This window comes from Parabacteroides distasonis ATCC 8503, from assembly GCF_000012845.1.
Taxonomy (GTDB): domain Bacteria; phylum Bacteroidota; class Bacteroidia; order Bacteroidales; family Tannerellaceae; genus Parabacteroides; species Parabacteroides distasonis.
Map to the genome: position 1 here is coordinate 1,100,498 of NC_009615.1, position 26,271 is coordinate 1,126,768.

Sequence of the window (26,271 nt, forward strand, 5' to 3'; positions counted from 1 at the left end):
GATGAGACGTATATATAAATCTATGATATGGGTATCGGTCTTGGCGCTCAGCGCTGGGGCGGTCTCTGCCCAGAAAGCGGAACGGAAGAACGTGCGTGAGGGGAATAAGCTTTATGAGAGCGAGAAATACACCGAGTCCGAGATCGCTTATCGCAAGAGCTTGGAGGTGAATCCCCGCTCTACGGAAGGAACCTATAATCTGGGGAATTCCCTATACAAGCAAGGCAAGTTCCCCGAGGCCGCCGAGCAATATCAATTGATCGCCGGGCAAGGGGAGAAGATGGTGGCTACGCCGGAAGGGAAGGCACGCTTGTCGGAGGTGTATCATAATATGGGGAATATCTTCATGCAGAACAAGGATTACGGCAAGGCCGTGGAGGTGTATAAGCAATCGCTTCGCTTGAACCCGAAAGATGACGAGACCCGTTATAACTTGGCCTTGGCCCAGAAACTGCTGTCGGATCAGCAGAATCAGGATCAGAGCCAAGATCAACAGAACGACGACAAGCAGGAGAACAAGGATCAGAAGGACGATCAGCAGCAACAGCAACAACAACAGCCGCAAGACGACCAGAAGCAGGATAAGACCCAAGAGCAACAGCAATCCAACGAGCAAATGAGCAAGGACAATGCCCAGCAGATGTTGGACGCCTTCCTGCAAGACGAGAAAGACACCCAAGAGAAGGTGAAGAAGGCGCAGATGCAGCAGCAACAACGCCGGAAGACCGAGAAGGAGTGGTAAACTGGATAATTAACGAAAAAATGAGATACACAATGAGGAAATTAATTTTCTTATTCATCCTGATGTTAACGGTAGGGGTGGCGACAAAGGCCGCGGATGTGACCTTCAAGGCCTCGGCGCCCCAAGCGGTGGTAATGGGAGAGCAGTTTCGCTTGACTTTCACCGTCAATGCCGAAGGCAGGGATTTGAGAGTACAGGAGATGCCAGACTTTGACGTATTAATGGGTCCCTCCCAATCCACCTCCTATAGCAGTAGCTGGGTGAACGGGAAGAGTACCAGCGAGACAACCGTTACGTATACGTATGTCTTGATGCCGAAGAAGGAAGGTACGTTTAATATCGCTCCGGCAACGATCAAGGTGAACGGCTCTAATTATACATCGAATGGCTTGGCCATCAAGGTGCTTCCTGCTGATAAGGCGGGTAAGCAAGAGGCGGAGACAACGACGGCGAGCGGGGCGATCTCTAACGATCGGCTGTTCGTGAAGATGGACGTATCCAAACGAAGCGTGTTCGAGCAAGAAGGTTTCTTGGTGACTTTCAAGGTCTATTCCTTGGAAAATTTCTCGATTACGGGATTGAAATATCCGGAGTTCGAGGGTTTCTTGGTACAAGAGGTTGAGTTGCCGCAAGAGAAACAACTGACCTTGGAAAACTACAACGGGCGTAACTACCAGTCGGCCGTAATGCGTCAAGTGATCCTGTATCCCCAACGTTCCGGTAAGATCACGATCGAAGGTGGAAAGTATGATGCCGTGGTGCGTGTCCGTATGCAACAAGCGGGCGGCGGTAGCATCTTCGATAGTTTTTTCGACTCGTATCGGGATGTGAGCAAGGTGTTGACCACTTCTCCGGTTACTATCGACGTGAAGCCTTTGCCCTCCGGTAAGCCCGCTTCTTTCTCCGGTGCCGTAGGTACGTTCTCCATGACGGCTGATATCAGCTCGAACAACGTCAAGACAGACGAGGCTGTAACCATAAAGGTGAAAATCACGGGTAACGGAAACGTGAAGTTGGTGAAGAATCCGGAAGTGGTTTTCCCGAACGATTTCGATGTCTACGATCCGAAAGTAGAGATGGACATCAAGACCACGACCGCCGGTGTCAGTGGAAGCAAGACGATCGAATATATGGCGATACCCCGTTACGCAGGTGATTTCGAGATCCCGGCGATCGCTTTCTCCTATTTCGATATCAAGTCCGGTTCGTACAAGACCATCAAGTCCGAGCCTTATAAGTTGCATGTGGAGCAAGGTAAGGGCGGTAGCGGTTCTTCCCCGGTCGTATCGAACTTTAGTAATAAAGAGAGCGTGAAATACTTAGGCAAGGATATCCGTTACTTGAAGACGAAAGATTTCTCCTTTATCGAGGGAGGTGATGGTATTTTCTTCGGTTCCTTTATGTATTATCTTTGCTATATCGTACCAGCTATCTTGTTTATCGTATTCTTCTTTATTTATCGTAAGCAGGTGAAGGAAAACGCCGACATCGCCTTGGTTCGTACCAAGAAGGCGAACAAGATGGCGGTTAGACGTCTGAAGAACGCTGGCAAGCTGATGAAAGAGAATAAGAAGGAAGAATTCTACGACGAGGTGCTGCGTGCGTTGTGGGGCTATTTGAGCGATAAGCTGAGTATCCCGCAATCCGATCTGACCAAGGATAACGTAGAGATAGAATTGGCTAAATACGGTGTAGACGAATCCTTGACGAATGAGTTCATGGATATCTTGAATACTTGTGAGTTCGCTCGTTACGCTCCGTCCCAAGCGTCGGACGCTATGGATAAGTTGTATGAGCTGACGGTAGACGCTATTGGTAAAATGGAGAATACAATTAAAAAGTAAGAAGATGAAGATGACTATAAATTTAAGAAAGGTATTGTTTTTCTTATTGACTCTATGTCTGATAGGATCTGCTTATGCGCAAGATACCGCCTTGAAGGAGGCCGAGGTCGCTTACACGAAAGAAGATTACGCAAAGGCGATCGAGCTATATGAGGGAATCTTGAAGAGCAATGGCGAGTCTGCCGCCGTTTATTATAATTTGGGAAATACCTATTATAAGGCGGGTAAGATCGCTCCGGCTATATTGAACTACGAACGTTGTCTTCTGCTGGATCCGGGTGATAGCGATGCTCGCTTCAATTTACAGATGGCCCGTCAGAAGACCATCGATAAGATTGAGCCGGTTGGTGATTTCTTCTTGGTCAAATGGTTTAAGAGCGTGGAGAACCTCGGTTCCGCAGACTCTTGGGCGAAGACAGGTATCGTGTGCTTCCTGTTGTTTATCGGTTGCTTGATCTTGTTCTTTTTCTCTCGTTGGGTACGCTTGAAGAAGATCGGTTTCTATTTGGGTGTCCTATTTATTATCATGGTTGTTTTTGCCAATATATTCGCCAGCGACCAGAAGGATGAGATGATAAACCGTAAACACGCTATCGTATTCGCCCCGACCGTTACGGTGAAAAGCTCGCCTGACGCTAGCGGTACGGATCTTTTCGTATTACACGAGGGAACGAACGTGACCGTGAAGAGCACGCTCGGCGAATGGAGCGAGATCGAGCTTGAGGACGGGAACGTAGGATGGATGCCTAGTAAAGACATAGAAAAAATCTGATACATGCTAGAACAATTATTGGTTTGGGAACGTGATGCGTTCTTTATGCTTAACGGTAGCGACTCCGCTTTTTTAGATCGCTTTATGTGGATCTATTCAGGCAAGGCGGTTTGGCTACCGTTAGCCTTTTTTATATTGGTGGTATTGTGCTATAAGAAGAACTGGAAGGAGTGGTTGTTGATCTTATTGGCCATTGTCTTGACGATCACGTTATGCGACCAGTTCGCTTCGCATGTTTGTAAACCCATCTTCACCCGTTTCCGTCCGACTCATCACCCTGACTTTATGGATCAGGTAAGGGTGGTGTTCGGTTATCGGGGCGGTATGTATGGATTTATCTCCAGCCATGCGGCGAATGCTTTCGGCTTTGCGACCTTGATGGCGCTGATCTTCAGGAATAAACTATTCGGATGGACTATTTTCTTTTGGGCGATTTTGACTTCCTATACTCGTATTTATTTAGGAGTGCATTTTATCACGGATATTATTCCGGGAGCTTTATCCGGTCTGCTATTCGGGTATCTTGTATATCTGTTATACCACTATATAAGGCCTAAATTGATTCCGGCAGATTCTTGGGTATGTCCGGAGGCCATTTACTCGGATATCCGGAAACGCTGGATCACCTATGCGATTTGGTTGACCATCCTTTTAATAGCCCTATTTAATGAGCAATTGGTATCGTGCTTAATATAAGAGATTTTCGTTAAGTATGTCGTAAAGCATATTTGTTTTCAGCTCATTTTCTCAATAATAATTTGTTTCAATGCTATTAAATGACTAAGTTAGTGCCATAATATTAAACAAAAGTATTAACCTTCAAAATAAGAAAGCCATGACAAAGACGATTACATTTAACGAACTGAGAAGAATTAAAGATTCGTTACCTGACGGAAGTACACAACGCATCGCCGATGAGCTGGGATTAAAGGTAGAGACAGTTCGTAACTATTTCGGTGGACATAATTTTCAAGATGGACGGAGTTGTGGTTTCCATATCGAGCCCGGTCCGGACGGAGGGTTGGTTGTTTTAGATGACACGACTATTTTCGAGCGTGCTTTGCAGATACTGGCCGAGAGTCAGGATGCCGAAGCACAAAAAGCGTAAGAGAAATTCATTCGTATAAAAAATCCCATAGCTAAATGAAAGAACGCTTTGGGATTTTTTTATATTCAACAATTCATAAATCCCGATTGTTTCATCTATAAAAATGTATTGAGTATGGAAGATAAATTAGTGACATTGGCTATCCACACGTTTGAGAAAGCCCAGATTCTCAAGACAATCCTCGAAACAGAAGGCATAGAGGTCTATATACATAATGTAAACCAGATCCAGCCTGTCGTTTCGGCAGGAGTACGTGTGCGTATTAAGGAGAGTGATTTACCGCATGCTTTACGCATTATTGAAGACAATAAGTGGTTTGAGGAACCAAAGGAGGAAGAGGCGAAGGTTAATGCGGTCAAGAAAGTTCTGATCCCGATTGATTTCTCGGATTATTCCGCCAAGGCTTGTGAGTTGGGAATTAATTACGCTCATGCGGTAGGTGCGGAGGTGATGATCATGCACGCCTATTTCAGCCCCTATTTTCCATCCGCTATCCCGATGGGAGATACATTGGCTTACCAAGTAAACGAGGAGGAATCCGTACAGCATATCTTACAACGTGTCCGTATCGATATGGAGAATATTTGTACGCATATCAACCGGAAGATGTCCTCTGGCGAATTACCAAAGGTAAAATACGATTATGTATTACGTGAAGGCTTGCCGGAAGAGGAGATCATCGCTTATAGTAAGGAGTATCATCCGACATTGATCGTGATGGGAACGAGAGGTAAGAGCCAAAAAGATATGGATCTGATCGGTAGCGTGACCGGAGAGGTTATCGAGGTGAACCGGGTTCCTGTATTGGCGATACCGGAGAATGTTCCTTTCACGGATTTGAGAGACGCTAAGAATATCGCTTTCGCGACATCGTTTAACCAGAGAGATTTGGTTGCGTTTGACGAGTTTATGGAAATCATCAAAGGCTTTGATCTTAATATCCATCTATTCAATATCTCTACCAGTAATGATGAATGGAATGAGATTCGTTTAACGGGCGTTCGTGAATATTTCAAGAAACAATATCCACATGCCCATATTTCCCATACGGTTCTAGCCGATGGTGACTTGCTGTTAGCCATCGAGAAATTTGTTCGTGATAAACAAATTGATGTTATAGCCCTAAGCACATATCGCCGTAATATCCTAGCCCGGATGTTCAATCCTTCGATCGCGAGAAAGATGTTATTCCACACCGATACTCCGTTATTGGTAATCGATAGCAAGAAATAGCTTCTTATTCAAGTAACAAATAAAAAGTGGATATGAGAAAAGGCTTATCCACTTTTTTATTATATACCATGTGCTTAAAGCAATCTTTGTATCTTTGGCGAAAAAATATAAGGATAGTATGTGGGAAAGAATGTTTGATCTGGTACTTGGATTAAAGAAAGAACATAGATTAATGATAGTTATAACATTGATTTATGCGGTGACCCTCTTTGGTATTACTGTAGATGTAGAAGCGATGGAGAATTGGCTGCAATTAGTGGGGTATACCATACGTACTTTATGTATTGCTTGTATTATACAGCTTAGTGTGTTCTTTTTGACAAATATTTTTTGGAAGGAACTAAACAGAGGCTTGAATAAAACATTTGTTGTTATTAGTGGTAATGTGTTGTCTTTAGCTTTCTTACTTTTCCCTTTTTCTATATCATATATAGATATGACTGCTGAAAGTATGAAATTGAGTTCTTTGAATACAGAAAGAAATAGAATTGATAGTATGGTCCGGTACTATGAGAATTTAAAAAGTCTAGATTCTTCTTTTTCAGAGAATCTAGATTCTTTAATATTGGAAGAAAAGAAAACATTGATTCGGGTTATAAAAGAGATTGACTTAAAGCAATTTAAAATAGAAGAGAAACAGAAAAGATATGAAAAGCCATTAGTCTCCATCCTATTTCTTTTGCAAATATTCGGTTTTTATATATTGATTCTATATTCTTCCTATTTTGATAGGACGAATAAGGTGAATCGTGTTATCGCAGTGGAAAATATTCCTTATCGAAAGAAAGTAAGGAGCTATTTTTGCGATAAAGTTTTGAAGCCTTTGGTTTTACTGTTATCTGTTTTTCTTTGGGGATTCTTGTTTTTCCTTTGGCTTAGATAATATATACCTGATATTTGTATAAACCGGAATTTATGCTTTGCTTTGTGGCTCATCAGAAAAATAATAGAATATATGATTACTTATTTGATTATTGGAATAACAGTGGTTCTCTCTTTTATCTGTTTTAGTAATAGGGAGTTATTTATGAAATTAGCGTTTATCCCATATCGTACGATCCGGAATCATGAATATTATCGTATCGTGACACATGGATTTATCCATGCGGATATGACACATTTGCTAGTGAATATGTTCACGTTCTGGTCATTTGGTCTCTATATTGAACGAACGTTTCGATATATGGGATTCGGCAAAGGGGCTTATCTGGCTCTTTATTTCGGGGGAATGATCGTGGCTTCGCTTTATGATTTGATAAAACGACGTAATGATCCGTATTATGTCTCTATCGGTGCGTCTGGAGCGGTATCGGCGGTTCTATTTACCTCTATATTCCTTGATCCTTGGGGAAAGATCTTGTTTTTCGCCGTGCTGCCTGTCCCCGGAATCGTATTCGGCTTGCTATATCTGGCCTATTGCCAGTATATGGCGAAACAAACAGGAGATAACATAAATCATAATGCCCATTTCTACGGGGCTATTTATGGATTGATTTTCCCAATGCTGCTGGAGCCTTCGTTATTGCATCTCTTTTTGTCTCAACTTACGTTTAAGGGATGATCCACCCTGAACGGATAATTTAAGGTTATTTTTTGTCCGAAGATTATTTCCGGGTAGGTAAACTTGTCTATCTTTGTCCCCTTATAAGCAAAAGTTAGATGAACAAAGATAATAATTTGGGTAGAGTGTTAGCGTTACTGTCGCTGACGTTGTTGATGAGCTTTGGTTTATATAGCCTTCCGGATACATTGTTCGGGTATAAGATCAAAAAGGTAGATCTTTTATCGGATTTCAAGGTGAAAGAGGAAAAGCTCTCCTTGGATTCTTTGAAACAACAATTGGAACAAGCGGACACCCTTCAAGTAGATTCGGTAGCATTAAGGGATTCTATCATGCGTTCCGCCGGAATAGATTCTGCGGCTTTGGCCCTTCGTGATTCGTTATACAAAGCGGTCTATGCTGTTCAAGGGGCGGATTCGCTGGGGGCTCATATCGAGGACTATTCTCTTGGACATATCGGTTTGCAACGATTTTTCGCCGCCTTAAAAAACAGGCGGGAATTGAATCGTCCGGTACGTGTGGCCTTCCTTGGAGATTCTTTTATTGAAGGAGATATTATGGTGGCCGATTTCCGTTCCGGGATGCAGAAGGAATTTGGGGGGCGGGGTGTTGGTTTTGTACCGGTCACATCCGTAGCGGCACAGTTCCGTCCAACCGTGGAGCAACGTGCCTCCGGATGGACTACTTGGTCTATGCTGACAGATCATGAGCATGGATATACTTTATCCGGGATGATGTTCGAGGCAAACGAGGAGAACGCCTCTATCCATGTGAAGACGACTAAGCGTTATCCGGAGCTCCAGACGTTCTCTTCTTTGAAACTGATTTATGAGCAGAATAAGAATACGGAGATGCGCTTGGTTTGCAACGCTTCCGCCGATACCCTACAAGAGATGCTTCCCGCCACATCGATCGTAACCCAATACGAGTTGGAAGGGATGTTCACCGAAGCGGATTTCACTTTTAAGAATACTCCGGAGTTCCGGGCATTAGGGGTCGCTATGGAGGATCATTCAGGTGTTGTGGTCGATAATTTCTCTCTTCGGGGAAACTCGGGTATGATATTGGAGCGATTGGATGTCTCCCGTTGCCAAGCATTGAATAAGATCCGTCCGTATGACTTGATTGTCTTGCAGTATGGGTTGAATGTCGTGAGCGATAGCGTGATGAATTATGGATGGTATAGTAGCCGGATGGTAAAGGTCATTAACCATATACAACTTTGTTTTCCGGAAGCTGATATATTGATGTTGGGGGTGTCGGACAGAAGCCGTCAAGACGATGGCGAATTCGAGACGATGCCAGCCGTGTTAGCCTTGCTGCATGCGCAAAGGCAAGCTGCTAAAAAGGCAGGGGTTCCTTTCTGGAATGTATTCGGTGCCATGGGAGGAGAGAATAGTATGGTCCGTTTCGTAGAATTAAACTGGGCTAGTAAGGATTATACGCATTTAAGCTTCAGGGGTGGACGGGAGATTGCCGATGCCTTGCTGAAAGCGTTATTATCAGAAAAAGATTTTTATGATGAAGCGGAGAAAGTGGTTAATTAGTCTGGTTGTTTTAGGAGTGATCATGGGCTTCTCTGTTCCGAAACCTAAAGCCGGAATAAACGGGGATGTATCTCTTGATAGTTTGGCGGTTCGGGATACTGTAGCGTTGCCTCCTTTATCTTATTCTATGAAAGTGGGAAAAGATACGTTGATCTTACCGGATTCTAGTAAGGCGTGGAATAATTTTTTCAATGAACTGGATTCGTTGCGTGCAGGGAAAGATACGGCTATCACGATCGTCCAGTTGGGGGATTCGCATATCCAAGCCGGACATTTAAGCGGTCGTGTCATGCGCCTTTTCCAACAGGCGTTCGGGAATGCCGGACGAGGCTGGATCGCTCCTTTTAAGTTGAGCAGGACCAACGAGCCGGATGATTACTTTATCAAATCCGTCGCTAAGGATTGGATTGCCGGACGTTGTATTCAGCATGTCCGGAAAACCCCGATAGGGATCGGTGGGATCGGGATTAAGTCTGTTTCCCCCTCGATTAATTTTGATGTCGTGATAACTCCGAATAATGGTGCCGGATACGAGTTTAATGAGGCGATCTTATATAGAGGGGAGAAGTCGATGCCCATGCTTCCTGCTGGCGCTTTGAAAGACTCGGTCCAAACATTCCGTGCGGATACCGTATGTGTTCCTGGTGTATTAGCCGACACTTTCCGGATCTCCTGCTTGACCGATACTCTACAATTGCAGAGTACGAGACGGAAAGAGGGCACGAATACATTGCGACCGGCCTCATCCTTTACGAATTTATATTATGGCCTGACACTGAAGAATGGAGGCAAGGGTATCTTATACCATTCCATCGGAGTGAATGGGGCGATGTATGTGAATTATACGGACGAGGCTTATATACGTCAGTTGGCTTTATTAAAACCGTCCTTATTAATCATCTCTATGGGGACCAACGAGACATTCGGCAGACGTTTTAATACCGATGAGTTTTCCGGTCAGATAGAGGCTTTCTTGGCGATCGTCAAGAAGGAGCTGCCGAATACGGCGATCTTACTGACGACTCCTCCGGAATGTTATAGGAGAGTCCGATCGGGAAAACAGCGAACGTATGTGCGTAATGATAATACCGAGCGGGCTGCCCGTGCTATCCGGAATGTAGCGAAGAAAGAAGAGGTCGCTTGCTGGGATTTATTCACTACGACGGGAGGGAAAAACTCGTGCCGCAAATGGCATAGTTCTCGTTTGATGGGACGGGATCGGATTCACTTTACGAAAGAAGGGTATCAAGAACAAGGAACGCTTTTGTTTAGGGCGTTCATGGAATCATATAATAACCGATAAGAATCTTATATGGAATATAATATACTTAGAGATTGGCTTAGTAATCATCAATTCACGTGGGAGAAACTGGGAGATATCCTGACGTATCATCATAATGCCCCGATCTTGTTTAGTAGCGGGTTGTTCTTCTTCTTGTTTATCGGTTTCCTGATGATTTATATGTCGCTAAGGAAACATACGTTGGCTCGTATTATTTATGTGACATTGTTTTCCCTTTATTTCTATTATAAAAGTAGTGGACTTTGGTTCGGGCTGCTGGTATTTACGGCTACTTCCGATTTCTTGATAGCGCAATGTATCTCGCATACGACATCGGTATTAAAACGTAAATTATTCGTTACGCTTAGTCTCTGCATAAACCTAGGTATGCTGGGGTATTTCAAGTATTTCAATTTCCTAGGCGAACTGTTTACTATGGCCGCCGGGGGAGAATGGCTTAAGATGAACATCTTCCTTCCGGTAGGAATCTCTTTCTTTACCTTCCAGAGTATAAGCTATGTGATAGATGTTTATCGGGGACGAATCCAACCTCTCGGCCGTTGGATCGATTATGTTTTCTATGTATCGTTCTTTCCTCAACTGGTTGCCGGGCCAATCGTTCGTGCCCGGGATTTTATCCCTCAAATGTATAAGAATCCTACGGTGACGCGATCTGAGTTTGGTGAGGGATTGTTCCTTATCTTATGTGGTCTTTTCAAGAAAACGGTTATCTCGGATTATATCAGTATGAATTTCGTGGATCGTATTTTTGACGCTCCGTTGCTTTATACGGGTGTGGAGAATTTATTGGGTGTCTATGGGTATGCGCTACAGATTTATTGTGACTTCTCGGGTTATTCGGATATGGCGATCGGTATCGCTCTGTTGTTGGGATTCCGCTTTAATATAAACTTCGACTCTCCCTATCAATCGGCTACGATTACCGAGTTTTGGCGTCGTTGGCATATCTCCCTTTCCTCTTGGTTAAAAGATTATCTGTATATATCCTTAGGGGGGAACCGGAAGGGGAAGATTCGTACCTATATGAATCTGATGATAACGATGCTGCTAGGCGGGTTATGGCATGGGGCTTCCATTAGTTTCATCTTATGGGGAGCCTTACATGGTATAGCTTTGGCTGCGCATAAGTTCATCATGGGGCATTTCAGTAGCTTTAAGGCCTTAGGATGCGAGATGAAGCCTTGGCGACGGGTATTAGGTGTCCTGATTACTTTCCATGTGGTTTGTTTCGGATGGATCTTGTTCCGAGCTACCTCGATGAAGGCCGTGGGAGAGATGCTTCGCCAGATCTTCACGAATTTTCATCCGGAGGTGTTCATGCAATTCGTCTTAGGATATAAAGGGGTGTTTGCGCTGATGGTGATCGGTTATGTGCTGCATTTTATGCCTAAACGCTCTGAGGATGCCTTGAGAGGAGTCGTGACCCGTTCCCCATTATTGATACAGGCCGCTATATTGGCGATAGCGATTTTCATTGTTGTTCAGTTTAAGAGTGCGGGAGTGCAGCCGTTTATTTATTTCCAATTCTAAGGGGACAAATACATATATCGGCATAGCCTCACGCCAGTATAGGCACAACCCTACACCACTAGTGCCGTAAGGCTACGCCGATACTGATTTCATAGGCAAAGTATCTTAGGTTCATTACTGAAGTATCTTAGGTTCACTGGCGAAGTATCTTAGGATCGTCGGCCGATGCACCTAAGATATTTTTTTGACATCTTAGAGTGTTCCTATCATTTCCGGAAAAACATGTACATGAGTTTCTAGAAACACTCTGAGGGTTGTGAGCCGGCGGGAAGTTTGATGATGATATTCTTCAAATCCGCCCCGGATACATTTTGGAATACGCTTAGCCCAAACTCCGGTATTACTGCAAGTACATGGTCGAATATATCCGCTTGAATTCCTTCATATTCGACCCATACCTTATTGGATGAGAAGCAATAAAGTTCGATGGGAATACCTGTATCAGTCGGTTGTAGATGCCTTACCATGCAGACTAATTCCTTACTTACTTCCGGGAGGCTTCTTAGGTAACGTACGAGATAAGCACGGAAGACACCCAGATTTGTTTGTCTACGTCCGTTCACCCAAATGGAACTATCGATATGATGTTCTTCATTATATTCATCTAATTCCTGTTCTTTTCCATCGATGTAATCCGTGATAAGAGAGATCTTACGAAATTTCTCTAGCATTTCCGGGGTACAAAAATGTACGCTGTTCATATCGATATTGATAGAGCGCTTGATACGGCGGCCCGGGGATTCGCTCATACCTCTCCAGTTTTGGAAAGCGTCGCTTACTAAGGCGTAAGGAGGGATGGTCGTAATGGTATTGTCAAAGTTTCTTACTTTCACGGCGTTCAATGTCACCTCGATAACCGTGCCGTCCGCACCATATTTACTCATCGTGATCCAGTCTCCGGCCCGGAGCATATCATTGGCGGATAATTGGATGCCGGCAACGAAACCTAAGATCGTATCCTTAAAGACCAACATCAAGATAGCGGCAGACGCACCCAATCCGGCCAGTAAAGAAACCGGGGATTTATTGATAAGAATACTGATAATCAATATCACCCCAATAAAGAAAACCGTAACCTGCAAGATCTGTATGAAGCCTTTTAACGGCTTGTTCTTAAAGGAATCTTTTTTATTATAGATCTCGTGGATCAGATTTAAGGAAGCGTTTATAAACCTTAAAGAAACCGCTATGATATAAATCTGACAAAGTTTTTGGAGTACTATTAAAATCTTCGGTGTCTCTTCGGCTGAGAAGGCGAATGGTAACAATATATAAATCAATATGGCCGGGATCATATGCATCATCTTATTGATGATCTTACGATCCACGATTAAATCATCCAGTTGATTTTTCGTCTTCCTCGCTAATCGTTTGAACATACCTAGGAAAATATACCGGCAACTATAATCGATCCCAACGGTGACGGCTATAATAAGTAATAAGATCACTATATTGTCTAGGTAACTGGAATTTTCGCTTATCAACCCCATTTGAACTAATAAATTATATACCCATTCTTGTATCTTGCTCATAAATACGATTTTAAACTTTAAGTAGACAATCCGGAGACGAAGATAGGAAAAATAATCCGAACACGTACTTTAGTCTGAATATTGATATACTTTCAATTCAAATTTAGGAATCATAGCGAAGAAATGGTCGAATATATCCGACTGGATCCGTTCATATTCTTTCCATATTTTATTCCGGGAGAAGAAATAAATCTGGACGGGAACACCATATTCCGTGGATTGAAGTTGGCTGATAATTAAATCCAAATCTTGATTTACGACAGGAAGACTTGTCAGATAACGCTCTACATATACACGGAATACTTGGGAGTTTGTAGGTACTACATCCTTATCCGGTTGGTAATCCGCTAATAAAGGAATTTCCTTGCGGAAGGTATCTAGCATCTCCGGCGTACAGAACTTGATCGTATTCAAATCGAGATAAATGGACTTCATAACCCTGCGTCCTCCAGACTCAACCATCCCGCGCCAGTTTTGGAAAGAACTATTCACTAGATTATAAGGCGGGATTGTCGAGATCGTATTATCGAAGTTCTGAACTTTCACGGTGTTTAGGGTTATTTCTTGAACAATACCGTTCGCATTGGCAGAAGGCATCGTGATCCAGTCGCCGGGGCGCAACATATCATTCGCCGAAAGCTGTATACCTGCCACGAAACCTAATATGCTATCTTTAAAGACCAACATAAGAATAGCTGCCGATGCACCTAATCCGGCGAAAAGGGTAGCCGGGGATTTATTGACGAGAATCGCTATAATGACAATGCCGCCAACGAAGAAAACAAGCACTTGTAATACTTGTATAAAACCTTTCATCGGCCTGTTTTTCATTTTCTCCTGTTGGTTAAACAAATCCAGCATCATTAAGAGAAGACCGTTGAGCGCTAACAGCAGGGAAAATATGATATAGATCGCGCAAATCTTCTGGGAAATGAATAATAATTCCTTTCCTCGGATAAAAGCCATCGGGAGCAAAACATATACTAAAATGCCGGGAATCGTATGTACGAGATAATGTACGACCTTACGTTTAATTAATAACGTATCCCATTTATAATGCGTATGCTTAACGATACTACGTACCCCTCCGACAAAAATAGCTTGGCATAAATAATCTAATCCGATAGCGACCGCCACTAGTAAGATGGCGATGATCGCCTCGTCAAATGTGTTCGCTATTTTCTCGTCTACACCCCATCCGGTGAGGACTTTGTTCATCCAACTACCTAAATTTATCATAATAATCGTTTTTTGATATAACACTACTCTTAAAAATAGGTTCAATCCTACGTTAAATTTGCCCTTTTGTTAAGATTGCTTGTAAATGTAAGCGTATTAATCCAATTGAAAAATGTATCTTTGTGAAATAATATAAACTTAAATGGATTCCATGAGATCTCTGTTGTCAACCTCAGATTTTCTACAGGTACGAGAGCATAAATTAAGTAATGATTTGACGGTATGGTTGAATGAGGACCATAGCCAACCTAAGATATTCGGAGCCGTAGTTGTAAAAGCCGGAGCTAAAGATTCCCCTAACACAGGTATCGCGCATTATTTCGAGCATATGATGTTTAAAGGAACGGATAAGATCGGGACGATCGACTATGAGTCCGAGAAAGTCTTGCTGGACATTATCGCCGAGAAATATGACGCTTTGGCGGATACCGAGGATCCCAAGATGCGTGCCCATTTGCAGCAAATCATTAACGACCTGAGCGTACGTGCCGCTGAGTATGTAATACCGAATGAGTTCGACCGGTTGATCTCTCGTTTCGGTGGTACGAAGTTGAATGCCGGGACTTCTTACGACTATACATTATATTTCAATACATTCTCTCCGCAATATATCTCCCAATGGGCCGAGATCAATAGTGAGCGTTTGGTAAATCCCGTATTTCGTCTTTTCCAGAGTGAGCTGGAGACGGTCTATGAGGAAAAGAACATGTATGGAGATACGATGGCTAGTGTCGCCATCGAGAAATTGACAGAGCGTTATTTCTATCCGCATCCGTATGCTTATCCGATTATCGGAAGTGCGGAGAACTTGAAGAATCCCCGTCTTTCGGAGATGCGCCGGTTCTTCGAGAAATACTATGTCGCTTCCAATATGGGATTGATCTTAAGCGGGGATTTCGATACGGAGGAGGTCTTGCCAATCTTGGAATCTACTTTTTCACGGATACGAAAAGGGAAGCCGCCTCACCGGGATATTGTTACATTACCGCCATTCAAGGGACGGGAGAAGGTGAGCGTACGTATTCCTATGCCTTTCGTGAAAATTATGGCATTGGGATTCCGGGGAGTTCCCGCGAATCATCCGGATCAAGTTGCGCTCAATATCGCCGTATCTTTATTGAATAACTCCAATGGTACGGGATTTTTGGATAAGCTGACGGTAGATCATAAGGTGATGGGTGCGATGGCGGTTAACCAAAGTATGAATGAGGCTGGAATATTAGGCTTGTTGGTATTTCCGAAGTTCTTTTTCCAGACCTATGCGGCAGCCGAGAAATTAGTATGGAAACAAATCAACCGCATTAAGGAGGGGGATTTTAGCGATGAGATGTTTCAAAGCTTGAAATTGGAACAGAAACGCGAATATGCCTCCAAATTGGAAGACATAAACTCAAGGGCCGAGGTGATGATGCGTATTTTCTCTCAAGGGAAAAGCTGGCAGGATTATTTGGATGAGGTCACCCGTATCGATGCCTTGTCGAGAGAAGACGTGATTGAGATCGCCAAGAAATATTTTACGGAGAATTATATGTACGTCACGAAGAAGACCGGACGCTATCCGAAAACGATCTTGCCCAAGCCGGATTATTCACCGATTATACCGAAGAACTCCGATGCTTCCTCCGCTTATGTGGAACGTCTGGAAAAGATACCCGTACAAGAATTGAAACCGCATTTTCTCGATTTTGAGAAAGACGCCGAGGTCGTATCCTTGCGTCCGCTTGTCACGTTGTATAAGACTCATAATTCCGTAAATGATATATTCTCGCTGACACTATCTTATGGAGTGGGGCAGTTGGAGCTTCGTGATCTTGATAAATTGTCCGCTTATCTACCTTTCGTAGCGACGGAATCGATGTCTTTTGAGGTCTTTCGGGGTAAATTGCAGGAACTTGGTAGTACATTGACTTTTGATTCCACGGATTCTGAGTTTCTGGTGGTGGTGAATGGTTTTGATGGGCATTTTACCCAAACAATGGCTTTGGTCGGCGATTTCTTGCGGCACGCCAAGCCAGATGACAAGAAGTTACGGCAGATTGTGGACGAGGCGAAGGTAACGGAGAAATCGTTGTTCAATTCCAGCGAGAACGTAGCCGATATGCTGTTAGAGAAAGTCAAATTTGGGGAGCAATCCCGTTATTTGACTAAATTATCGTTCGCTGAAATCAAGAAACTAAAAGGAAAGATGTTGCTGGACACTTTCAGTAAGGTACGTTCGGTCGCTTGTAACCTGCATTATTGTGGTACATTGTCTATGGAGGAGGCCGCCCGGCAGATCAAGCAGCATTTACCCTTGGAGGAGGTAAGTATTCCATCGAACTCTCCCTATATCCGTGATCTTATGACGTATGATAAGCCGACTGTCTTTTTCATGGACATGGAGGATGTCACGCAAAGCATAATCTATGCCTATATGTATATCGATCCGTTGAAGGCTAAGGAAGATCGTCCTATTTCCCGGTTGTTTAGTGCTTATTTCGGAGGGGATATGTCATCCTTGATGTTTCAGGAGATCCGTGAGTTTCGTTCGTTCGCTTATCAAGTAAATGCCCGTTTGAAACATCCTCCTTTGAATCGATCGGAGAAGCCCGCTAGTTTCGTGATGAAATTGGCTACACAGACGGATAAGATGATCGATGCGATGGAAGTGTTGGAGAATTTGGTGCATGATATGCCGGAACGTCCGGAACGGGTGGAGTCGGTGAAGCAGACGATTCGTAATTGGGTGAATAATGAATATCCTACTAGTCGCTCCCTTTCCTTGAAGATCGCCGGTTTCCGGCGTGAAGGGTACGAGAGCGATCCGAACAAGGATTATCTGGAGGTTATCGATCGGATGACTATGGAGGATATCCTTCGTTTTTATAGGGAGAATATACAAGATCATTTAATGATATATGCGATAGTCGGTAATTCAAAGAGTATGGATATGGAGAAACTCTCTAAATTCGGACAGATCGTTAAGGTAACAAAGAAAGACATTTATAGGTAATGTATAGTAAGGAGGAACTGAAGAATCTCAAATTGGAGTTTTGGGAAAGCTTCGCCGCTTTTTGTGAGGTGCAACCCTATTTGCGGGGGCGTAAGAAAATTTGGACATTATATGATACGAAGGTAAAGGGCGTTGAGTTGAAATTCGACGCGAACCGCCAAGGGGCTTACGTTATTCTTGAGGTAAACCACCGTAGCGAGGATTTACGTCTGGAAATGTTTGAGCGCCTGACTTGGTATAAAGAGACGTTGGAACAGGATTTTCCCGAAGGCTTGATCTGGGATATTTGTTTTGTCCGTGAGAATGGCCGACAAGTGGCCCGTATCTATGTAGCAAAAGAAGGATTGGATTTGCATCGGAGAGCGCATTGGGGAGATTTTTTTACTTTTATGGCTAGCCAGATGTATTTGTTGGAACGAAATTTTATGGGTATAGCAGAATACTTAAGAGAATAATTACGAGATATGAATCTAAAGGTATTTATCGGAGCTTGCGTACTGTCCGGTCTGGTTGCTTGTAGCTCTGTTAAACAAGATGAGGCCGGTTTGTCCCGGCCCGGTGTGAGCCTTGAGCTAGCTCAATTCCGGAAGGAGCATTTCTCAAATGTCCGTTATAATCTTTTCTTCTCGATCCCGGAATCTCGTGACGAGGCGATCCGGGGAAAAGTGGAGCTATCCTTGCGATTAGACGAGAAACAGCCGCTTATTATTGATTTCCGCGGAGAACCGGAGCAAGTGACCTCCGTAACCTTGAACGGAGGAGATATTCCCTATGAAGTGAAAGATGAGCATATCGTGATTGCCTCAGATTGGGTAGCGGTGGGAGAGAACCGGGTAGCGATCACTTTTACTCCGGCGGATCAATCCTTGAATCGACGAGATGAGTTCCTGTATACGTTATTGGTTCCGGACCGGGCACGTACGGTATTCCCTTGTTTTGACCAGCCGGATATGAAGTCGCTTTTTACCTTGACCTTGGAAGTTCCTTCCACATGGCAGGCCGTGGCGAATGGCGCTATCACACAAACGGATAGTACGGGCGTCTCCGGTCGGAATCGTATTTCTTTCAAGGAGACGGAACCGCTTAGTACCTACCTGTTCTCATTCGTGGCCGGTAAACTGACTCGGGAGGTTTATTCCCGGAACGGGCGGGATATCTCTATTTATCATCGGGAGACGGACCCGAAAAAGATCGCTCAATGCCCAGCCATCGCCGATGAGGTGTTCGATGCGTTGGAATGGCAGGAAGACTTTACTGGTATTCCTTATCCTTTCGCTAAATATGACGTGATTATCTTACCCGGTTTCCAATATGGGGGTATGGAACATACGGGTGCTACTTTATATACGGATCGTCGGATGTTTCTGGATGAGCATCCTACCTTAAATGAGCGATTGAGTCGGAGTTCCTTGATCGCGCATGAAACCTCTCATATGTGGTTTGGCGATTATGTAACGATGAAATGGTTTGATGATGTATGGACAAAAGAGGTTTTCGCTAATTATTTTGCTTCCCGTATCGTAGAACCTTTATATCCGGACGTGAATCACCGGTTGAATTTTATTCGGGATTATATTCCCGCATCTTATTCGGAAGACCGTACGTCAGGTGCGAATCCGATCAAGCAAGATTTGGATAATTTGCGGAACGCCGGTTTGGTATATGGTAATATCATCTATGATAAATCTCCCGTGGTTATGGAAATGTTGGTACGTGTTCTGGGAGAAGAGGCTTTCCAGCAGGGAATCCGTGAGTACTTGACTACTTATGCGTATGGGAACGCTACGTGGGAGGGCTTGATCCGTATCTTGAATAAATATACGGAAGAGGATCTGGCCGCTTGGAGTGAGGTGTGGGTGAATCAGAAGGGTATGCCGGAGATTACGGCTTCGGTTAAGGACGGCGAGTTGGTCGTAGAGCAGCGTGATCCGTTGGGCCGGGGTTTAAAATGGCCGCAAGAATTAACCTATCGGGTGATCTGTGGAACGGATTCGGAAGAAATCCCGGTTTCTCTCGAAGGAAACTCTGATTCCTTCCGAATGAAATTAAGTTTTCTTCCGAATGGAAATTGTGTCATTCTTCCGAATACAAATGGGCGTGGCTATGGCTTCTTTAAAATAACAGAGGGGGAGTCTTCCGGTCTATGGTCTGTGCTTCGCTTATCGGAAGATGAGGTGTTGAAGGGATCTTTGCTGATTACCCTTTATGAGAATCTTCGTTGGAAAACGATTTCTCCACAAGGGTTCCGTGATGAAATGTTAGCGTATTTACCGAATGAGTCTAATTCTTTATTGTTCTCGATGGCTTTAAGCTATTTAGGAGATTGCCAGCGGATATTCCCGTCGGATTCTCGTCCGTTGGAAGAGGCCTTGTGGAGGATCGTGACAACGAATCCCGTATCCCAACATCGCTTGCAGGCGTTTCGTTTGTATCGTTCGATAGCGGATTCGGAGGAGGCGGTACAACGTCTGTATACGTTATGGCAGGAACGGAAAGCTCCGAAAGATTGCGCATTGAGCGAGAGTGATTATATTGGCTTGTCCTATATATTGGCGATACATTTGCCGGAAAAAGCGGATAAGATTATCGCTACGCAATTATCCCGCATACAGAATCCGGACCGGAAGAAGGAGTATCAATTTATCTCCCCATCCGTATCGCCCCGCAAGGCGGAACGTGACAGTGTCTTCGCTTCCTTGTTGATCGCCGGGAATCGTAGGGTGGAGCCATGGGCCTCTTCCGCTCTCGCTAATTTGAACCATCGCCTACGAGAACAAGAGTCGGTCGCTTATATCCGTCCGGCCTTGGAAGCGATGCCGGAAGTACAGCGGACTGGCGATATCTTTTTCCCCACCGCTTGGGTTCGCTCCTTGCTTTCCGCCCATACATCGAAGGAAGCTCGGGAAGAAGTTGATGCGTTTTTTACCGCGCATCCGGACTTCCCCTTGATGCTTTCCAATAAGATTAAGCAGCAAGCGAGTCATTTGTATTAAAGTAAATCATTATATTTGTCCTTGAGAACGAATTAATAAGAAAGGAGCATTTGTATGACGGCAATGGAACTAAAATGCCTAAAGATGGATTTGGTCGAAGAATTGTTAAGCATCGATGAGACAGAGATCAACTTGCTCTAACATCTACGACAAAGCAGAACGTGAATCTATAAGCTTGAAAGAGATAGAAGAGTTGCTTCGTAAGAACGGATTGAAGTAATATCGATATTGTGATAATATTTTGTCAGAAATATTTGTTCTTTCAATTATTATTGTAACTTTGCGACGTAAATAACAAAAGAAATGAAAATAACGACTACATTATATCACCATCATCATTACAGCGGGCAATAGTTCGGTGGGCTGAATGGTATGTATGTACTCATGATAAAAAGATAAAGGCTTGCCGTTTTGCGGTAAGCCTTTTTTTGTTGATATTTATAATATAAAAATAAGATATAGTTATGTTGAGAATTGCGGTACAATCGAAAGGCCGTCTGTACGACGAGACCATGATGTTGCTTGAAGAAGCAGGTATTAAACTAAACAGGGGCAAACGCATCCTGTTATTATCGGCAAAAGGTTTTCCGGTAGAGGTATTATTCCTTCGTGATGATGATATTCCTCAGTCTGTAGCTAACGGTGTGGCGGATATTGGTATTGTCGGAGAGAACGAGTACGTAGAGAAAGGGCAAGAGGCGAAATTGATCAAGCGTCTGGGCTTTAGTAAGTGCCGTCTATCCTTAGCGATCCCCAAAGATGAGGAATATAAGGGGGCTGAGTGGTTTGAGGGAAAAACGATCGCTACTTCCTATCCTGCGATCCTACGGTCTTTCTTGGAGGAGAGAGGCGTGAAGGCGGATATTCATGTAATCAGCGGCTCTGTGGAAATCGCCCCGGGCATTGGTTTGGCGGACGCTATCTTTGATATCGTAAGCTCCGGTAGTACTTTGGTAAGCAATCAATTGAGAGAAGTGGAGGTAGTCCTTCCTTGTGAGGCTTTATTGATCGCCAACAATAATCTATCCAAAGAGAAACTGGAGATATTGGATGAGCTTCTATTCCGCTTTGAAGCGATTCAAGTCGCCGAGGGCAAGAAGTACGTGTTGCTGAACGCTCCGAAAGAAAAGCTGGATGAGATTATCGAGGTGCTTCCCGGTATGAAGAGCCCGACCATCACGCCTTTGGCGAACGATGAATGGGTCTCTGTTCAATCCGTGATCGCCGAGAAGCATTTCTGGGAAATTATTGGTAAACTAAAATCATTGGGGGCTGAAGGCATCTTAGTGCTTCCGATCGAGAAAATGATTGTATAATATGGAGATTATAAAATATCCCGGACGTGAGGAATGGAGCTCACTAATCAAACGTCCCGCGTTGGATGTAACCACCTTGTTCGATACGGTCCGTACGGTATTGGACGAGGTACGTGAGCAGGGTGACATCGCCGTAAAAGCGTATGAGGAAAAGTTTGATAAGGTGCAGCTTTCTTCCCTTCAAGTCTCGGAAGAGGAGATGCGGGAAGCGGATGCCTTGGTCGCTGAGGACTTGAAACAGGCGATCCGTACGGCAAAGGCGAATATCGAGAAGTTCCATGCCTCGCAGCGTTTCGAGGGAAAGAAAGTGGAGACTACCCCGGGAGTCACTTGTTGGCAGAAAGCGGTAGCGATTGAGAAAGTCGGTTTATATATTCCGGGCGGAACGGCGCCTTTGTTTTCCACGGTATTGATGTTGGCAGTGCCCGCACGTATCGCCGGCTGCAAGGAGATCGTATTATGTACGCCACCGAACCGGGAAGGGAAAGTACATCCCGCTATCCTGTTCGCCGCAGAGGTCGCAGGTGTAAGTAAGATATTCAAGGCTGGAGGAATCCAAGCGATAGCGGCGATGGCCTATGGGACGGAATCGGTCCCCAAGGTGTATAAGATCTTTGGCCCCGGTAATCAATACGTGACGGCGGCAAAGCAATTAGTAAGCCTGAAAGAGGTCGCCATTGATATGCCCGCCGGACCATCCGAGGTAGAGGTGATCGCGGACGAGACGGCGAATCCCGATTTTATCGCCGCCGATTTCCTCTCGCAAGCCGAACATGGGGTGGATAGCCAAGCGATCCTCGTAACCTCTTCGGAAACGATCGTGAAACCCGTGGCCCGTGCCATCCAAGAGCAACTCGATCGTTTGCCCCGAAAGGAGATTACCGAGAAATCATTAGCGCACAGCCGTATCATCGTATTGAAAGATTCGCGGGAAGTCGTAGACTTCACGAACCAATACGCTCCCGAGCACTTGATTATCCAAACATCGGATTACACCGCTATCGCGGAGCGAATCGAGAACGCCGGCAGTGTCTTTATGGGTCCATATACTCCGGAAAGCGCAGGCGATTATGCTTCCGGCACGAATCATACCTTGCCGACCAACGGCTATGCCAAGGCATATAGCGGCGTGAACTTGGATAGTTTCATCAAGAAGATCACTTTCCAAGAGATCACTTCCGATGGTATCCGTGCCTTGGGTAGTACGATCCAAACCATGGCGGCCAACGAGCAGCTGGATGCTCACCGCAACGCAGTAACAATTAGATTGAACACGATATGAAAGACCTAAAAGATTTAGTAAGACCGAATGTCTGGAATTTGAAACCGTATTCATCCGCACGTGATGAGTTTCATGGGGATGCCTCCGTTTTTCTGGACGCGAATGAGAATCCGTGGAATATGCCGTATAACCGTTATCCCGATCCCTTGCAGTGGAAATTGAAGGATCGTCTGGCCGTGTTGAAAGGCGTGGACCGTAGCTCGATCTTCTTGGGCAATGGCAGTGACGAGGCCATCGATCTGGTGATCCGTGCTTTTTGCGAGCCGGGGTTGGATAGTGTAGTGACGATCTCGCCGTCGTATGGCATGTATGAGGTGGCAGCGAATGTAAATAACGTGGAATGCCGTAAGGTTTCTTTGGACGAAAACTTTGATTTGGATGCGGAAGCCGTATTGGAATCGGCGGACGAGTGGACAAAAGTGATCTTCCTATGTTCTCCGAATAACCCTAGTGGCAACAGTCTGGATCGTGGCTCGATCTATAAGATCTTGAAGAATTATGAAGGAATCGTGGTGATCGATGAGGCTTATATCGACTTCTCCGCTTATCCCTCTTTCTTGAAGGAATTATCCGGGTTCCCGAATCTGATCGTTCTTCAAACCTTGTCGAAAGCGTGGGGAGCGGCGGGTATTCGTTTGGGTATGGCATTCGCCTCTCCGGAGATTATCGGTGTCTTGAATAAGATCAAATATCCGTATAACGTCAACCAGCTTACACAGGAGAAAGCTTTGGAGCTCTTGAACGACGAGGCGACCATGAAGCACCAAGTGAACGAGATCCTCACGGAGCGTAACCGGCTGGAGAAGATCCTGTCCGAGCCTCCTTTCTCCTATCAAGTATATCCTTCGGACGCTAATTTCTTGTTGGTGAATGTCGCCAAGGCGGATGCCATGTATAATGGGCTCGTGAAGAAAGGGATCGTAGTGCGTAACCGTAGTAACGTGCAGAAATGCCGGGGTTGCCTTCGTATTACGATCGGTACGCCGAAAGAGAATGATAGCTTATTGAACGCGATGAAAAACATGAAATTATGAGCACGAGGAAAAGAGCGTTGTTTATCGACCGGGACGGCACGCTTGTAAAAGAGCCGCCCGTAGATTATCAATTGGATAGCTTGGAGAAACTAGAGTTTGTCCCGAAGGTGATGCGTAACCTCTATTTCATTCGCGAGCGGTTGGATTTCGAGTTCGTGATGGTCTCCAACCAAGACGGGCTGGGAACGCCCTCTTTCCCGGAGGAGACTTTCTGGCCTGCCCATAACTTGATGCTAAAGACGCTGGAAGGCGAGGGGATCGTGTTCGACGATATCTTGATCGATCCTTCCTTTCCCGAGGATAATTCCCCGAATCGTAAGCCTCGTACGGGAATGCTCACGAAATATATGACCGGTGAATACGATCTGGAGAATAGTTTCGTGATCGGGGACCGCCTTACGGATATGGAGTTGGCCCATAATCTGGGCGCTAAAGGTATCTGGTTGCGCCCGGAGGAGGGAGCGGAGAGTGAGTTGGCGGCTTACGCTACCTCATTGTCTCCCGCCTATATCACGGATGATTGGGATAAGATCACCGAGTATCTGTTTGCCGGCGAGCGTCGTGCGGTCGTACGGCGTGCCACGAAGGAGACGGACATCTATGTGGACTGGAATCTGGATGGAACCGGAAAGACATCGATCTCTACCGGGCTTGGTTTCTTCGATCATATGTTGGATCAGATCGGTAAGCATTCCGGTACGGATCTGACGGTACGGGTAAAAGGCGACCTGGAGGTCGACGAGCATCATACGATAGAGGATACGGCGATTGCCCTTGGCGAGGCGATGCTGAAAGCGCTGGGTGATAAGCGAGGGATCGAGCGTTATGGCTATTGCCTTCCGATGGACGATTGCTTGTGTAGTGTGGCGCTGGATTTCGGTGGCCGTCCTTGGTTGGTTTGGGACGCTGAGTTCCACCGTGAGAAAGTGGGAGATATGCCTACGGAGATGTTCCTCCATTTCTTCAAGAGCTTGAGCGACGCTGCCCGCATGAATTTGAATATCCGTGCCGAGGGTACGAACGAGCATCATAAGATAGAAGGTATCTTCAAGGCTTTGGCCCGCTCGATCAAGATGGCGATCCGACGAGATATTTATCGGTTTGAGCTACCGAGTACGAAAGGGCTCTTGTAATCTGTAAAAAACACTACTGTATTTGTGCACGAATACAGTAGTGTTTTAGTCTGAATACTATTGTGTTTATCCACAAACACTATAGTGTTTTCGACTCAGATTCTATGACATCAGATAAACCGATAAAAGCCTATAGAGGATATTCCTCGAAAGCATATAGAACCGTGGAGAGATACCTTTCTCCTGTGTCCGGAAGCAACGCCACGATCGTTTTTCCCTCATTCTCCGGAAGTTTAGCTAGTTCCACGGCGGCGTATACAGCGGCGCCGGAAGATATTCCTACCAGCAACCCTTCCTTCCCGGCCAGTTCGCGGCTGGTACGGATAGCGTCATCGTTCGTTACTTGCAGGATATTGTCAACTACCTCCCCGTTGTAGGTCTTGGGGATAAAGCCAGCTCCGATGCCCTGTATCTTGTGCGGGCCGGGCTTGCCTCCGGAAAGTACCGGTGAATCGCTAGGCTCTACCGCTACGATTTGTACGTTCGGGTTGTGAGCTTTCAATCCGGCACCGACACCGCTGACCGTGCCTCCGGTTCCTACGCCGGCTACAAACAGGTCTACTTTACCATCCGTATCACGCCAGATCTCCTCGGCGGTCGTGCGGATATGCATGGCCGGGTTGGCGGGATTCTCGAATTGTTGTAGGATGATGGAACCGGGAGTCGCATCACGCAGTTCCTCCGCTTTGGCGATGGCTCCTTTCATGCCTTCTGCCCCGGGGGTGAGGACGAGCCGGGCACCTAACGCTTTCAATAAGTTACGACGCTCGGCACTCATGGTATCCGGCATGGTCAGGATTAATTTGTAGCCTTTCGAGGCGGAGACAAAAGCGAGTCCGACTCCGGTATTACCGCTGGTCGGTTCGATAATGGTAGCGCCGGGTCTCAACAAGCCTTTAGCCTCGGCGTCCTCGATCATCGCCAAGGCGATGCGGTCTTTTACGCTACCAGCCGGGTTGAAATATTCCAGCTTGCCGATTACTTGGGCTTTAAGGCCCTTGCTCGCGTTGAAATTAGAGAACTCCAACAGGGGAGTGTTGCCGACAAGGTCGGTCAGTTGTCTTGCTATTCTTGCCATATACAAATGAATTTTGTTGTTTCTGGATTCTT

21 protein-coding genes are annotated in these 26,271 nt (G+C 45.2%); 18 read left to right on the top strand and 3 right to left on the bottom strand.

Features of this window, described 5'->3' with window-relative positions; translation table 11 throughout:
• Window position 1: 1 nt before the first annotated feature.
• From BDI_RS04770 to BDI_RS04820, 11 genes are all read left to right on the top strand, one after another.
• Complete coding sequence (locus BDI_RS04770) at window positions 2-742, top strand: tetratricopeptide repeat protein (RefSeq protein WP_005862642.1); 741 nt, start codon at window positions 2-4, stop codon at window positions 740-742.
• A gap of 32 nt (window positions 743-774) precedes the next feature.
• Complete coding sequence (locus BDI_RS04775; protein ID WP_005857231.1) at window positions 775-2,586, top strand: BatD family protein; 1,812 nt, start codon at window positions 775-777, stop codon at window positions 2,584-2,586.
• A gap of 4 nt (window positions 2,587-2,590) precedes the next feature.
• Complete coding sequence (locus BDI_RS04780; RefSeq protein WP_005857229.1) at window positions 2,591-3,358, top strand: tetratricopeptide repeat protein; 768 nt, start codon at window positions 2,591-2,593, stop codon at window positions 3,356-3,358.
• A gap of 3 nt (window positions 3,359-3,361) precedes the next feature.
• Window positions 3,362-4,054, top strand: coding sequence for a phosphatase PAP2 family protein (locus BDI_RS04785; RefSeq protein WP_005857227.1), 693 nt, complete (start codon window positions 3,362-3,364; stop codon window positions 4,052-4,054).
• Between the two features lie 139 nt (window positions 4,055-4,193).
• Window positions 4,194-4,466 carry a hypothetical protein gene (locus BDI_RS04790; RefSeq protein ID WP_005857225.1) on the top strand — a complete coding sequence of 91 codons (273 nt, stop codon included), beginning with the start codon at window positions 4,194-4,196 and terminating at the stop codon, window positions 4,464-4,466.
• Window positions 4,467-4,580: 114 nt separating this feature from the next.
• Window positions 4,581-5,699, top strand: coding sequence for a universal stress protein (locus BDI_RS04795; protein WP_005857223.1), 1,119 nt, complete (start codon window positions 4,581-4,583; stop codon window positions 5,697-5,699).
• Window positions 5,700-5,817: 118 nt separating this feature from the next.
• Window positions 5,818-6,582 (top strand): hypothetical protein, encoded by a 765-nt coding sequence (locus BDI_RS04800; protein ID WP_009275124.1) that lies wholly within the window; start codon window positions 5,818-5,820, stop codon window positions 6,580-6,582.
• Window positions 6,583-6,654: 72 nt separating this feature from the next.
• Window positions 6,655-7,260, top strand: coding sequence for a rhomboid family intramembrane serine protease (locus BDI_RS04805; RefSeq protein ID WP_005857219.1), 606 nt, complete (start codon window positions 6,655-6,657; stop codon window positions 7,258-7,260).
• Between the two features lie 98 nt (window positions 7,261-7,358).
• Window positions 7,359-8,807: a hypothetical protein gene (locus BDI_RS04810; protein ID WP_005857217.1), complete on the top strand. Its 1,449-nt coding sequence runs from the start codon at window positions 7,359-7,361 to the stop codon at window positions 8,805-8,807.
• Window positions 8,779-10,110 carry a GDSL-type esterase/lipase family protein gene (locus BDI_RS04815; protein WP_011966256.1) on the top strand — a complete coding sequence of 444 codons (1,332 nt, stop codon included), beginning with the start codon at window positions 8,779-8,781 and terminating at the stop codon, window positions 10,108-10,110. Before BDI_RS04810 ends, BDI_RS04815 begins: the two co-directional genes overlap by 29 nt.
• Before the next feature lie 9 nt (window positions 10,111-10,119).
• The gene (locus tag BDI_RS04820) at window positions 10,120-11,640 is read left to right on the top strand and encodes an MBOAT family O-acyltransferase (protein ID WP_011966257.1); all 1,521 of its coding nucleotides are present in this window, start codon (window positions 10,120-10,122) and stop codon (window positions 11,638-11,640) included.
• A 236-nt stretch (window positions 11,641-11,876) separates the two neighbouring features.
• Here the strand turns inward: BDI_RS04820 and BDI_RS04825 are convergent, their stop codons facing one another.
• Both BDI_RS04825 and BDI_RS04830 read right to left on the bottom strand, forming a co-directional pair.
• On the bottom strand, window positions 11,877-13,172 hold the full coding sequence (locus tag BDI_RS04825; protein ID WP_009275127.1) for a mechanosensitive ion channel family protein: 1,296 nt from the start codon (window positions 13,170-13,172) through the stop codon (window positions 11,877-11,879).
• Window positions 13,173-13,241: 69 nt separating this feature from the next.
• The gene (locus BDI_RS04830) at window positions 13,242-14,411 is read right to left on the bottom strand and encodes a mechanosensitive ion channel family protein (protein ID WP_008779815.1); all 1,170 of its coding nucleotides are present in this window, start codon (window positions 14,409-14,411) and stop codon (window positions 13,242-13,244) included.
• A 142-nt stretch (window positions 14,412-14,553) separates the two neighbouring features.
• Between BDI_RS04830 and BDI_RS04835 the strand changes: the two genes are divergently transcribed.
• The 7 genes from BDI_RS04835 to hisB all read left to right on the top strand — a co-directional run bounded on the left by BDI_RS04835 (window position 14,554) and on the right by hisB (window position 25,161).
• Window positions 14,554-17,403 carry a M16 family metallopeptidase gene (locus BDI_RS04835; protein ID WP_008779816.1) on the top strand — a complete coding sequence of 950 codons (2,850 nt, stop codon included), beginning with the start codon at window positions 14,554-14,556 and terminating at the stop codon, window positions 17,401-17,403.
• Entirely contained in the window at window positions 17,403-17,858 is a 456-nt protein-coding gene (locus BDI_RS04840; RefSeq protein WP_005857205.1) for a DUF4268 domain-containing protein, read from the top strand. Before BDI_RS04835 ends, BDI_RS04840 begins: the two co-directional genes overlap by 1 nt.
• A 9-nt stretch (window positions 17,859-17,867) precedes the next feature.
• Window positions 17,868-20,396: a M1 family aminopeptidase gene (locus BDI_RS04845; RefSeq protein WP_011966258.1), complete on the top strand. Its 2,529-nt coding sequence runs from the start codon at window positions 17,868-17,870 to the stop codon at window positions 20,394-20,396.
• A gap of 464 nt (window positions 20,397-20,860) precedes the next feature.
• A complete protein-coding gene (gene hisG / locus BDI_RS04850; RefSeq protein ID WP_008779818.1) occupies window positions 20,861-21,712 on the top strand; it encodes an ATP phosphoribosyltransferase in 852 nt (283 codons plus the stop codon).
• Between the two features lies 1 nt (window position 21,713).
• A complete protein-coding gene (gene hisD, locus BDI_RS04855) occupies window positions 21,714-22,994 on the top strand; it encodes a histidinol dehydrogenase (protein WP_011966259.1) in 1,281 nt (426 codons plus the stop codon).
• Entirely contained in the window at window positions 22,991-24,028 is a 1,038-nt protein-coding gene (gene hisC / locus BDI_RS04860; RefSeq protein ID WP_005857193.1) for a histidinol-phosphate transaminase, read from the top strand. The genes hisD and hisC overlap by 4 nt, the downstream gene beginning before the upstream one ends.
• Entirely contained in the window at window positions 24,025-25,161 is a 1,137-nt protein-coding gene (gene hisB, locus BDI_RS04865) for a bifunctional histidinol-phosphatase/imidazoleglycerol-phosphate dehydratase HisB (protein ID WP_011966260.1), read from the top strand. The genes hisC and hisB overlap by 4 nt, the downstream gene beginning before the upstream one ends.
• A gap of 130 nt (window positions 25,162-25,291) precedes the next feature.
• Here the strand turns inward: hisB and cysK are convergent, their stop codons facing one another.
• Window positions 25,292-26,239, bottom strand: coding sequence for a cysteine synthase A (gene cysK, locus BDI_RS04870; RefSeq protein ID WP_005857189.1), 948 nt, complete (start codon window positions 26,237-26,239; stop codon window positions 25,292-25,294).
• Window positions 26,240-26,271: the final 32 nt, after the last annotated feature.